Raw genomic sequence first — 12,987 nt, 5'->3', positions numbered from 1 at the left:
GAGAGTCTTTTACGTGGGGGTAGGAGGTGTGAATCTCCTAGAGGACAGGGTTCCTCGTACTAGACGACCAGTTCAGGTCGCACGTCGTCATTCATCCCCAACTAAATCGGAGATTTTAGGCAAGGGACTTCTGCCGACATTCTTGTTAAAACTCTTTAATTCCAAAGCGGAAAACGGTAAAGTAGGGCAGCTTAACTTTACCGTTTTCCCAAACGGGTTTTTCGTTATACTCAGATCTTGCACTCCTGAGCTCCCGCCTCTTTTCTTCGTTCCCTAGTTCAACCAGGGAACGAGGGAGACGAGGGAGAGGGAGGTTCCACCTCCTTTGAGTGCAAGATCTCAGTTATACAGGATGGTGAAAATTCCAAATTTTATTCTGAGGAGCATCAACAAATCAGATGATTAGGGTTAGTCGCAGGAACTTACGGTTTTATAGAAGTATAACTTTGTTCGCTGCTGTTTGTAGTTTTTTCTTGGGAGTGAGCCTGTCACTTTATCTGCACACTCAGGCACCATACCCAAACAATCCTGTAGTCATAGAGCAACCTTCATTAAAAAATGATTTGACTCCATCTTTTGGTGTTGAAGAAACAGAGGAGCAAAATTTACAACCAGACATAAGTGATTATGAACCGCTTCCCCCTGTTGACAAAAACACACTACAACCCCAAGCTTTTCATCCACCTACTAATTTTCAAGGAAAAACCCTGAAAAATGTCAAGGTTGGCGAGCAAAATAAAGTTATTGCTTTAACATTTGATGATGGGCCTAAACCTAAATATACTGAGCAAATTCTGCAAATTCTCAAGAAAAACAATATTAAAGCTACATTTTTCTGGATTGGTAGATTCGTAGAAGCTTATCCTGAGATTGCTTTAAAGGTAGTTGCACAAGGTCATGCGATCGGCAATCACACTTGGACTCATTCCTACGATAATATGAGCCGATCGCTCGCCTCCTACGAAATCGAAGACACTGCGGCAATTATCGAAAGTGTTACCAAAGTAAAAACTACCTTATTTCGTCCCCCAGGCGGACTGCTGACTAATGGGCCAACAGATTACGCTATCAGTAGAGATTATACTGTTCTGTTATGGTCGGCTGACTCCAAAGACTTCTCCCGTAAAGTTTCCGTAGATTCCATAATTAGCCGAGTCCTCAAAAGCGCCAAACCAGGGGGTATGGTGTTAATGCACGATGGGGGAGGCGATCGCACCCGTACCGTTCAAGCCCTACCCACCATCATTAACTCCCTAAGAGAGCAAGGTTACAAATTTGTCACCGTCCCAGAGTTGTTGGCAATGGACGAAGGCGGGGGAGTAGAGAAGCAGGGGAGCTCTTGAGCAGGGGAGCAGGAGAACACAGAGGAATTTCCCACTCACCAATCCCCAGTCCCCAGTCCCTACTAAACTGAACTGAGAACCTTATCTGCTTTGCTTTCAGAGTTCGCTTCAGGTGAATCAGCTTCCGAAGGCGGAACAGCTTGCCAGAACATCGGTAAATAAGTTTGCCAGTTTTCTAGAATTAGTTTCGCTTTTTTGCTGCCAGTGCGATCGCCATGAGCCGAAATCAATTCCTTCAACTGCGCCTCACCCGCTGGAGTTAACACCCGTTGGACTTTCACAATTTCCGGGTTAACTTTCTTAGAGAAACTACCATCTTCATCTAAGAAATAAGCTAAACCACCAGTCATCCCAGCGCCCACATTGCGACCGACTTTACCCAAGACTACAATTACACCACCAGTCATGTACTCACAACAGTGGTCGCCAGCACCTTCAATCACCGCTTTAGCGGCTGAGTTTCGCACTGCAAAGCGTTCACCAGCTTGACCATTAGCATACAACACGCCACCAGTCGCTCCGTAAAGGCAGGTATTACCAACAATCACATTTGCCGAAGTATCGTAGGTAGCTTCTGCTGGAGGTTTAATAATAATTTCTCCACCGTGCATTCCTTTACCTACGTAGTCGTTTGCTTCTCCTGACAAGTTCAAGATTACTCCGGGTAAGTTGAATGCGCCGAAGCTTTGACCGACGCTACCTTTGATATTGAGGGTAATTTGACCTTCAAAGCCAGTATTGCCATAAGTTGAGGCAATGGCACCGGATATTCTTGCGCCGATCGTCCGATCGGTATTCACTGCCACAATATCTTTAGTGACTTCTGTTTGATGAGTAATAGCCGCAGCAATTTCGGGATCTGCTAAAAGCCCGTCGTCTAAAACATCACCATTGGTATGAACTGCTTCATGTTCTAACCAACTGCGATCGACTCTAGTATCGGGTAAAGCTAACAAATAAGACAGATCCAAATGCTCAGTCTTAGCCAACTGAACATCTTCCCGTACTTTTAACAGATCTGCTCGTCCAATTAACTCATTCAAAGAACGATAACCGAGTTTTGCCAAGATCGATCGCACTTCTTCGGCTACATAGTAGAAGAAATTCACCACATTTTCTGGCACTCCTGTAAACCGTTTCCGCAGTTGTTCTTGCTGAGTGGCTACTCCTACTGGGCAATTATTAGTGTGACAGATGCGAGCCATAATACAGCCTTCTGCGATCATGGCGATCGATCCAAAGCCATATTCTTCGCCACCCATCAGGGCACCCATTACTACATCCCAGCCAGTTTTAAAGCCACCATCAACTCTTAAAATGACTCTGGAACGCAGTTTGTTTTCCATCAACACCCGATGGACTTCGGTTAATCCTAATTCCCAAGGACTTCCAGCGTGTTTAATCGAGGACAAAGGCGATGCACCTGTTCCTCCATCATGACCGGAAATTTGGATAATATCGGCATTAGCTTTAGCCACACCTGCGGCGATAGTTCCAATACCGACTTCGGCTACTAATTTCACGGAAACGGCTGCTTTCGGGTTAATTTGGTGTAAATCAAAGATTAACTGCGCTAAATCTTCAATTGAGTAAATATCATGGTGTGGAGGTGGCGAAATTAAAGTCACTCCGGGCTTAGAACGTCGCAACATGGCAATGTAGGGACTGACTTTTTTACCGGGTAACTGTCCACCTTCTCCGGGTTTGGCACCTTGAGCAATTTTAATCTCAATTTGCTTGGCACTCATCAAGTATTCTGGAGTTACGCCAAAACGACCGCTTGCTACTTGTTTAATGGCACTAGAAGCGGTATCCCCATTCCGTAAACCTTTCAAATGTGGGAATGTTGGCGATAAACCATTTTCATCTACGTCATTAAGAATTTTGTAACGGTTGGGATCTTCGCCACCTTCACCTGAGTTAGATTTACCACCAATGCGGTTCATGGCGATCGCTAAAACTTCATGCGCTTCTGGTGAAAGGGCACCCAAGGACATTCCCCCTGTGGCAAAACGCTTGACTATCTCTGTTACAGATTCTACTTCTTCGATGGGGATGGATGGGCGATCGCTCTCAAACTCTAACAAATCCCGCAAAGCTGTAACCGGACGTTCTGACAGAATTTTCCGGTACAGTTCATAGTAATTCGATGGGGACTGGGGACCGCCATCGACTGGGGACTGGGGTAGGGGCGATTCATGAATCGCCCCTACAGCCTTGTATTCTGCTACCGCCTTATGCAAAGCTTTTGCCATTTCAGGGGAGTTCATGTGATACTCACCACCGGGACGGTATTGAACGAAGCCGAAGTTTTCTAACTTCTTAATAGTTAACTCTGGGAAAGCTTTGCTGTGGAAAGACATTACCTCAGAAGCTAACTCTTTGACTGTTAAACCGCCAATCCGAGAAGCTGTACCTTTGAATCCTAATTGTAATAGTTCCGAATTAATGCCGATCGCTTCAAAAATTTGTGCTCCTTGGTAAGAAGAAAGCAGCGATATTCCCATTTTCGAGAGTATCTTCAACAACCCATCTTCTACAGCTTTTTTGTAATTAGCTTGGGCTTTTTCTAAGGTACAAGACGGAATTTTTCCTCGTTCCATGAAACTTTGAGTTTTAGGATTTTCCCACCAACTCCGCACTGTTTCAAAGGCTAAATAGGGACAAACTGCGGCTGCACCAAAACCAATTAAACAAGCAAAATGATGGGTGTTCCAACATTGTGCTGTATCAACTACGATCGAAGCTTTCATCCGCAGTCCTTCACCAATTAAATGGTGGTGAACTGCACCCATAGCCAACAATGGTGGAATATAAGTACAATCAGCACTAATTCCGCCATTTGTTCTGTCGCTTAAAATCAAAATCTTCGCGCCAGATTTTACAGCTGCATCTGCTGACAAACAAAGGTTATTAACAGCTTTTGCCAACCCATCGGGACCACTACCTACAGGGTAAAGTGTAGATAAAGTAGCTGTTTGGAAACCAGAATTTCGCACTACTTCTAAATCTGTTTCACTCAAAACCGGAGACTGAATTAACAGCTTTTCGGCATATTCTGGTTTAACATCCAAAATATTACCCCGATCGCCCAAGGTCATGCTCAAAGACATTACCAATTTTTCCCGCAAAGGGTCGATCGATGGGTTTGTCACCTGAGCAAAACGTTGTTTAAAGTAATCGTAGAGTAAATGTGGACGACGAGAAAGTACTGCTAAAGGAATATCATCACCCATGCAGAAAGTTGGTTCTTTGGCACTCGCTGCCATTTCCTCGATTATCATTTCTACGTCTTCGATCGTATACCCAAAAGCAGTTTGATTTCGCAGCAAAGTTTGTTCATCTAATAACCTTGTTTCGGGGAAGGGTTGAGGTTGCAGAGTTTTCCGATTTTTCAACCATTCACCTAATGGCAATTTTTGGGCAATTCTAGTTTTCAGTTCCCAATTTTTCAGAACTTCCTTAGATTCTAAGTCAACGGCGATCATTTGACCGGGACCTAAGCGACCTTTTTCCATAATTTCTGTTTCGGGAATGTCTACTACTCCAGCTTCGGAAGCGACAATAACGCAACCATCTTTAGTAGTAACAAAACGGGCTGGTCTTAAGCCGTTGCGATCGAGTGTAGCACCCACTTGTTTGCCATCACTAAACACCAACAAAGCCGGACCATCCCAAGCTTCCTGCAAACCGCTGTAATATTCGTAAAAATCAACAATTTCTTGATGATCTTCTAAATCCGGCTGATTTTTGTAAGCTTCTGGCACCATAATCATTAATGATTCCATTGGCGATCGTCCAGAACGCACTAGCAATTCTAAAACATTATCCAAGTTTGCCGAATCACTATTTCTGACATCAACCGAAGGCTTCAAATCTTCAATACTTTCTCCCCAAACTGGATGATTTAACTCGGCTTTCCGCGCCATTGTCCAGTTAATATTGCCCAGCAAAGTATTAATTTCCCCATTATGCCCCAACAAGCGCATTGGTTGAGCCAAAGGCCATTTAGGCATAGTATTGGTACTAAAACGACGGTGATAAACGGCAAAGTTGCTCTTATATTCTGGGTTTTTCAAATCTGTGTAAAATTCTGCCAAAACTGCCGATCGCACCATGCCCTTATAAACAATTGTCCGCGAAGAAAAAGAACAAATGTAAAGGTCATCAGGCCATTTTAAAGAAGTTTCCGCCTCTAATCTTTTGCCAATTCGCCGCCGAACTAAATACAATTGCCGTTCTAATTCATCGCCCTTTAGAGATTCGCTTTTAACAATTAATTGCTCAATCTTTGGTTGATTTTCCCTAGCTTGAATCCCCAAAACTTGAGTTTCAACAGGCACCTTTCGCCAACCAATCAACGTCAAATTTTCTGCAACTAATTCCCTTTCAATTACATGGCGAATAATTGACGCTTTTTGTGCCTCTGGTGGTAAGAAAACCATGCCCACAGCTAAGGAACTTTTATCAGTTTCATTCCCTACCCAATCGCTTAACAAATCCCAAGGAATCGCCGTCATAACTCCCGCCCCATCGCCTGAGTCATAATCCGCACTACAACCGCCTCGGTGTTCCAAACAAGCTAGTGCAGACAAGGCTTTATCCACAATATCATGACTAGCGTGCCCATCTTGATTGGCAATAAAACCAACACCACAAGCATCCCTTTCTTCTACTAACCAAGGTTGACCTAAATAGCCAACATTAGCTAGTTCATTCGATGTATTTTGTAATAAATTTTGCTGCGATTTTTTCTGATTCATGGATTGATTCATCTGTTACTACTTTTTTGGTTGATGTGATTTTTTTGGGAAAACTTAAACAATTCAAAATGCGGAGCGGGATTTGAGGATGACAAGATGTAGAGGATTAATTTAAGACTTTGTATCCAGTGTCTCTACTTGGCGATAAATCCTAAAATCCTCTAATCCGTTAATCCCGATCCAGGGGGAGAATTAATTTAGATACTCAATTTGTTCTTTTAAGATCTTAAAAAATCAGCCAGGGGAACCTCAAAACAACCTCTAAATAAATAAAAAGTGAGAATGAATGTCTTAATTCAAGAAGTTCTCTAGATCGCCTGAAATACAGGGAAACACTGGCGACAGATGTTTAAGATTCTATAAAAAAACTTGAACGCAAGCAACACCTAATTTGGTATCCTTTATCAGCTAGACTTTTTGTTCATTTTGAACAAGATTATCAGTTGTAACTGTAGAGACGTTGCATGCAACGTCTCTACAGTTACAGCTACAACAATCTGCCTCTATCACAAATGTAGCGGCTTGATGAAAATTTTTTGTAAATAAAGTCATCATTCCTTGACGATCGCCATCGTGAACACTCTCTGCAAAAATCTTCTCTATTACTGTTTCAGCACCATCACCTTTATCGCTACCCCCATTTGGGTGAGTGTAAATGCCTTGTATCCAGTTTCCCCGGTAGTCGCAGGGGAGATGGGGAGATGGGGTGATGGGGAGATGGGGAAGTTTATTAACTCAAAAAACGAAGCTAAGAACTTCCCCCTACTTCTCCACCCCGCTACCTTTTTCTCCCAGTCCCCAGTCGATGGCGGTCCCCAGTCCCCAGCCTTTGGTAATCAAATCTCTGTCAATGGTCGCACTTTTCCTTTTCCTTGGCGACAGTGGCGAACTTCTGCATCGGGTGGGGTGCGAGTTGCTGTGAGTGATGCTGGATTAATGCAGGCGATCGGACTACAGTTATTAAGTAGCTCGGATATGAACAGACAACCAGTAAAATGGTTTGCTCCTGACAATACTTACTCTTTTATTTTAGCTACTCAACTAACAGGACAATATCGTTATTTAGATATTACCGACTTAGCCAAAACTTACAATTGGCAAATCCAAAGATTAGGCGAAACTCTACAAATTACCACACCCCCTGCCATTATCCAAGAAATTCGCCAAGCTAATCAAGATTGGGGAGAAAGAATCATTGTAGACTTAGACCGTTCTACTCCTTGGCAAGTAATTCAAGATACTAAAACTGTAACTATAAAAATTGACGCTCAAGCAAATCCAGAACTTTTACAAAGATTCCAAACGCCTGATTCTACTTTGCAGGTGGAAAGTGCAGAGAACCAAATTCTGTTAAAGATGAGTATACCTGATGGTCTGCGTCCTCGCGTTTGGTCTTTAGCAAATCCCGATCGCATAATAATAGATTTAGCTCCCGAAGTATTACAAGAATTAGATATTGCTTGGACTCCCGGTATCCGTTACAAACAACAAATTGTTACTTTAGATAATTCTCGATTTCCTGTAATTTTGCTAGAAATTAATCCCCGTCAACGAGGATTAAAGTTAAAACCAATTTGGGGCAATTCTCAGACTTTAATTGGCATTAATCCTTTAGTTACAGTGGCTAGAGAATCGCAAGCAGCTGCGGCAATTAATGGAGGTTATTTTAATCGTAATACTCAATTACCTTTAGGCGCAATTCGTCAAGATGGCAATTGGATTTCTAGTCCGATTTTAAACCGAGGTGCGATCGCTTGGAACGATAACAGCGAATTCAAAATCTCCCGTCTCACCCTCCAAGAAACCTTAACCACATCCAGCGGACACAAATTACCCATAGTTAATTCTAATAGCGGTTACACACAACCAGGGATTGCTCGTTATACTCCCAATTGGGGAACAGTCTACAACCCTTTAACTAATAATGAAACCTTAATAGTCATTCAAAATAACCAAGTACAAAATATTTTACCCGGAGCAATAGTAGGGCAAACTTCTCTTCCTATTCCTAGCAATGGCTATATTTTGGCAATTCGCGGTAATTTAGATTGGCAACCAGAAATTTACTTACCTCTAGGAACAACTGTTACATTCCAAAGTGAAACTTTCCCACCAGAATTTAACCGCTATCCCCACATTATCGGAGCCGGACCAATTTTACTCTTAAATAGCCGCATAGTCCTTGATGCTCAAGCTGAACAATTTCGAGATTCATTTATTAAAGAATCTGCTCATCGAAGCGTAATTGCTACAAACAGAATGGGTACTATATTAATAGCCACTGTAGGCAACCGTTCTGGTGGAGTTGGCCCGACTCTCAGCGAAATTGCCGAGATTATGCAACGTCTAGGAGCAATTGATGCTCTCAATCTTGATGGGGGTAGCTCTACAAGCCTTTACCTTGGGGGTCAACTGATTAATCGTTCACCTAACACTGCTGCTCGTATACACAACAGTTTAGGTGTTTTCATCGAATTTTAGCCAGAGTAATTTAAAGTTAGTTTAAAGCGATCGCTTCCTGAGTTAAAGATTTGATGTAGATCACCTAAATTGGGCATCTTAGAGATGACAACACCTAAGTGGAGTGTTATGTTAGGGTACGAGATAGAACGCGAATAACTGGAAGTCTAATTAAACCCATTATTTTCTACTAAATAATCCCTTAGATTCCGGTGTTAAAACTTGGGAACAACATCACACTTCAATAAGGTAATTAATCAACTAAAACTTTCGCTAACAAAATCAAAGTAGAAGGAATTAAAGTCATGGCTCAACTTCAAGAAGTTTCCAACGTATCTTTAACAGCTTTACCCGCATCTAATCCTGTAGCAGCAACAGAATTACGTCCTTGGGGTTCTTTTACTACATTAGAAGAAGGACGGGGTTATAAGATTAAGAGAATTGAAGTTAAGCCAGGGCACCGTCTGAGCTTACAAATGCACCACCACCGCAGCGAACACTGGATTGTGGTTTGTGGAACAGCTAAAATTGTCTGTGGTGAGAAAGAAAGTTTGCTCGGCCCTAACGAATCTACCTACGTTCCCCAGTGTGCTCTTCACCGTTTAGAAAATCCTGGAGTGATTCCCTTAATCCTGATTGAAGTGCAAAATGGGGAATATCTGGGAGAAGATGATATTGTTCGTTACCAAGACGACTACTCCCGTACTAAATAGTTAAGTTAAGTAAGCGCAATGATTAATCTCAGCAAAGCAGCCGCCAGCGAAGTCAAGCGACTAATGGCTAAACAAAAACAACCAAACTCTCTATTTCGTCTAGGTGTTCAGCCTGGAGGCTGCGCTGGGATATATTACACACTGGATATCGACCAAACAATCAAAACTCAAGACCAAGTTTATGAGTCCCAAGGTATAAAAATAGTAGTAGAACAAAATATTTTAGAATATATTAATGGCCTCACCCTAGACTATACAGAGGATCTGATGGGAGGAGGCTTTCGCTTTCATAACCCTAATGCTAGTTCTAGTTGTGGTTGTGGTAATTCTTTCTCTGTAATTGACACAAATCCACCCAAATAGATATAATAAATATTTGTGATTAATTCCAAACAGCCAAGACAGTACCCTAGAGGTCATGCCCACAATTCAACAATTAATTCGTGATGAACGCCAAAAAGCGCGTAAGAAAACTAAGTCGCCTGCGTTGAAGAGTTGCCCTCAGCGACGCGGTGTTTGCACTAGAGTATATACAACCACTCCGAAAAAACCTAACTCGGCACTTCGTAAAGTGGCGAGAGTCAGACTTACCTCTGGATTTGAGGTAACAGCATATATTCCAGGCATTGGACATAATTTGCAAGAACACTCCGTAGTGATGATTCGGGGTGGTCGGGTAAAAGATTTGCCAGGGGTAAGATATCACATTATTCGCGGTACTCTAGATACTGCTGGTGTGAAAGACCGTCGCCAAGGACGTTCCAAGTATGGTACCAAGCGTCCCAAAGCAGCCGCCGCCAAATAATTAAGATAAAAATTCCCAACTCTTAAGGTAGAGGGAATTAAGTTAGGGCATAAAGTAGGAAAAGCACCCAGCTATCACCTGCGAAAATTGCAAAAATTAGTTTCTCAGAAATAATTTTGATGACCAATGGCTTAATTTCATGCCTTAAGCCAAATCTTTAAAGTCCATGTTGAAGGCTTATTATGTCTCGTCGTTCAGTAGTTCAGAAACGTCCAACACCACCAGATCCTGTCTATAACAGCCGCTTAGTCAGTATGATGGTGCGGCGGGTAATGAAGAGTGGTAAGAAGTCAGTTGCTTCCAGCATTGTTTACGATGCTTTCAAAATCATCGAAGAAAGAACAGGTTCAGATCCTCTGTTAACCTTTGAGCGAGCAGTAAAAAATGCTACGCCCTTGGTAGAAGTAAAAGCTCGCCGTGTCGGTGGTGCTACATACCAAGTACCAATGGAAGTTCGCTCAGATAGAGGTGCAACTTTAGCACTACGTTGGTTAATCCAATTTTCCCGTGCTAGAACCGGACGCTCAATGGCTAATAGATTAGCCCAGGAGTTGATGGATGCGGCAAATGAAACTGGAAGTGCAATTCGGAAGCGGGAAGAAACGCACCGGATGGCAGAAGCGAATAAGGCATTTGCTCACTATCGCTACTAGTGTTGGCGGGTAAGTTAAGGCAACCTTTGCCACGTAAAGACAATTATGTTGGCTCTCACCCGCCCCTACAATCGAAAATCGGTGGCTTCGCCACAAAAAAGTATAGAATCTTAACAGAGAGTAAAGAAAGTTTATCTACGGCAATAACCAAGGAGGTAGCCGTGGCACGTACCATCCCGCTTGAAAAAACACGCAATATTGGTATTGCAGCCCACATTGATGCGGGCAAGACAACAACTACAGAAAGAATCCTGTTTTATTCCGGGATCGTTCACAAGATTGGCGAAGTCCATGAAGGAACAACGGTAACAGACTGGATGGAGCAAGAGCGGGAGCGAGGAATCACCATTACTGCTGCCGCTATCAGCACTAGCTGGAAAGACCACAAAATCAATATTATCGACACACCGGGTCACGTAGATTTCACCATTGAAGTGGAACGCTCCATGAGAGTTTTGGATGGAGTGATCGCAGTATTTTGCTCGGTGGGAGGCGTACAGCCTCAATCTGAAACCGTATGGCGGCAGGCAGACAGGTACAGAGTGCCGCGGTTTGCCTTTGTCAATAAAATGGATCGGACTGGGGCAGACTTCTATAAGGTATACAATCAAATACGCGATCGCATGAGGGCAAATGCCGTTCCCATTCAATTGCCCATTGGTAGTGAAAGCGACTTCAGAGGACTCATTGACCTGGTGAAGATGAAAGCCTTGATTTACAAAGACGATCAAGGTAAAGAAATCGCCGAAGAAGAAATTCCTGCCGATCTCCAAGACAAAGCACAAGAGTTTCGTCAGAAGTTGGTAGAAGCAGTAGCTGAAACCGATGATGCTCTGATGGAGAAGTATTTTGAAGGTGAAGAATTAACCGAACAGGAAATCCGCCAAGGGCTGAGAAAAGGCACTATTGAGGGCACGATCGTACCCATGCTTTGCGGTTCGGCCTTCAAAAACAAAGGTGTTCAACCATTGTTAGATGCAGTAGTTGATTACCTGCCTTCCCCACTGGATATTCCAGCGATTAAAGGGCAACTGCCAGATGGTAGCGAAACCGAAAGACGTGCCTCTGACGAAGAGCCATTGTCTGCTTTGGCCTTTAAAATCATGGCAGACCCTTATGGTCGTCTCACCTTCATTCGCGTCTACTCAGGCGTTCTGAAAAAAGGCAGCTACGTCTACAACTCCACTAAAGGGAAGAAAGAGCGCGTATCTCGCCTGATTATTCTCAAAGCAGATGAACGCATTGAAGTAGATGAAATGCGGGCAGGTGATTTGGGCGCAGTTCTAGGTCTAAAAGATACCTTTACAGGCGATACAATCTGCGAAGAAGGTTCTCCAGTTATTCTAGAATCCCTGTTCATTCCTGAGCCTGTAATCTCGGTGGCGGTGGAACCAAAAACCAAACAGGACATGGAGAAACTCTCCAAAGCTCTGCAATCCTTGTCAGAGGAAGACCCAACATTCCGGGTGCGGATTGACCAAGAAACTAACCAAACCGTAATCGCGGGGATGGGTGAACTACACTTGGAAATTCTCGTCGATCGGATGTTACGCGAATTCAAGGTAGAAGCGAATGTGGGCGCACCCCAAGTAGCTTACCGAGAAACGATTCGCGCAGCTGTCAACAGAGTGGAAGGCAAATTTATCCGTCAAAGTGGTGGGAAAGGTCAGTATGGTCACGTAGTCATCGACCTGGAACCAGGAGATCCCGGTAGCGGCTTTGAATTTGTATCAAAGATTGTGGGCGGTGTAGTACCGAAAGAGTACATCGGCCCAGCAGAGCAAGGGATGAAAGAAACCTGTGAATCTGGCGTATTAGCTGGATATCCGCTCATCGACGTGAAAGCGACTTTGGTTGATGGGTCTTACCACGACGTAGACTCGAATGAAATGGCCTTCAAAATCGCAGGTTCAATGGCACTAAAAGCAGCTGTAGCGAAAGCTAAACCAGTGCTTTTGGAGCCTATGATGAAAGTTGAGGTTGAAGTTCCCGAAAACTTTTTGGGAGATGTAATGGGAGACCTCAATTCCCGTCGCGGTCAAATCGAAGGGATGGGATCGGAACAGGGACTTGCCAAAGTCACCGCTAAGGTGCCATTGGCAGAAATGTTTGGCTACGCCACGGATATCCGGTCTAGAACTCAAGGTCGGGGCATATTCTCGATGGAATTTAGCCACTACGAAGAAGTGCCGCGCAACGTGGCTGAAGCTATCATCGCCAAGAGCAAAGGGAACGCTTAGACGAGTTATG

Annotated in this window: 8 protein-coding genes; 7 read left to right on the top strand and 1 reads right to left on the bottom strand. The window is 43.5% G+C overall.

Annotated features, from left to right (window positions below; genetic code table 11):
* Positions 1–398 precede the first annotated feature (398 nt).
* Positions 399–1,343, top strand: coding sequence for a polysaccharide deacetylase family protein (locus tag ACE1CC_RS28790; RefSeq protein WP_413273854.1), 945 nt, complete (start codon positions 399–401; stop codon positions 1,341–1,343).
* Between the two features lie 62 nt (positions 1,344–1,405).
* Here ACE1CC_RS28790 and ACE1CC_RS28785 read toward each other — a convergent pair whose 3' ends face one another.
* The gene (locus ACE1CC_RS28785; RefSeq protein ID WP_459563935.1) at positions 1,406–6,106 is read right to left on the bottom strand and encodes a glutamate synthase-related protein; all 4,701 of its coding nucleotides are present in this window, start codon (positions 6,104–6,106) and stop codon (positions 1,406–1,408) included.
* Between the two features lie 573 nt (positions 6,107–6,679).
* Here ACE1CC_RS28785 and ACE1CC_RS28780 point away from each other — a divergent pair.
* The 6 genes from ACE1CC_RS28780 to fusA all read left to right on the top strand — a co-directional run bounded on the left by ACE1CC_RS28780 (position 6,680) and on the right by fusA (position 12,977).
* Positions 6,680–8,587, top strand: a complete 1,908-nt coding sequence (locus tag ACE1CC_RS28780) for a phosphodiester glycosidase family protein (protein WP_413273852.1) — start codon at positions 6,680–6,682, stop codon at positions 8,585–8,587.
* Positions 8,588–8,871: 284 nt separating this feature from the next.
* On the top strand, positions 8,872–9,279 hold the full coding sequence (locus ACE1CC_RS28775; RefSeq protein ID WP_413273851.1) for a phosphomannose isomerase type II C-terminal cupin domain: 408 nt from the start codon (positions 8,872–8,874) through the stop codon (positions 9,277–9,279).
* A gap of 18 nt (positions 9,280–9,297) precedes the next feature.
* Positions 9,298–9,642, top strand: coding sequence for a HesB/IscA family protein (locus ACE1CC_RS28770; protein ID WP_413273850.1), 345 nt, complete (start codon positions 9,298–9,300; stop codon positions 9,640–9,642).
* 55 nt (positions 9,643–9,697) lie between these two features.
* Positions 9,698–10,084 (top strand): 30S ribosomal protein S12, encoded by a 387-nt coding sequence (rpsL, locus tag ACE1CC_RS28765; RefSeq protein WP_413273849.1) that lies wholly within the window; start codon positions 9,698–9,700, stop codon positions 10,082–10,084.
* Between the two features lie 182 nt (positions 10,085–10,266).
* Positions 10,267–10,737, top strand: a complete 471-nt coding sequence (gene rpsG, locus ACE1CC_RS28760) for a 30S ribosomal protein S7 (RefSeq protein ID WP_413273848.1) — start codon at positions 10,267–10,269, stop codon at positions 10,735–10,737.
* Positions 10,738–10,898: 161 nt separating this feature from the next.
* Complete coding sequence (fusA, locus tag ACE1CC_RS28755) at positions 10,899–12,977, top strand: elongation factor G (protein WP_413273847.1); 2,079 nt, start codon at positions 10,899–10,901, stop codon at positions 12,975–12,977.
* Positions 12,978–12,987 lie beyond the last annotated feature (10 nt).

Origin of the sequence: Floridaenema aerugineum BLCC-F46 (assembly GCF_041929345.1) — a bacterium.
GTDB classification, from domain to species: Bacteria; Cyanobacteriota; Cyanobacteriia; order Cyanobacteriales; family Aerosakkonemataceae; genus Floridanema; species Floridanema aerugineum.
This window is presented reverse-complemented; position numbering and strand designations above follow the sequence as displayed.

Excerpts from the sequence above, each read along its gene's own strand:
- ACE1CC_RS28770 (WP_413273850.1), top strand. The coding sequence starts at position 9,298 with ATGATTAATCTCAGCAAAGCAGCCGCCAGCGAAGTCAAGCGACTAATG.
- rpsG (WP_413273848.1), top strand. The coding sequence starts at position 10,267 with ATGTCTCGTCGTTCAGTAGTTCAGAAACGTCCAACACCACCAGATCCT.
- ACE1CC_RS28790 (WP_413273854.1), top strand. The coding sequence starts at position 399 with ATGATTAGGGTTAGTCGCAGGAACTTACGGTTTTATAGAAGTATAACT.
- ACE1CC_RS28775 (WP_413273851.1), top strand. The coding sequence starts at position 8,872 with ATGGCTCAACTTCAAGAAGTTTCCAACGTATCTTTAACAGCTTTACCC.
- rpsL (WP_413273849.1), top strand. The coding sequence starts at position 9,698 with ATGCCCACAATTCAACAATTAATTCGTGATGAACGCCAAAAAGCGCGT.
- ACE1CC_RS28785 (WP_459563935.1), bottom strand. The coding sequence starts at position 6,106 with ATGAATCAGAAAAAATCGCAGCAAAATTTATTACAAAATACATCGAAT.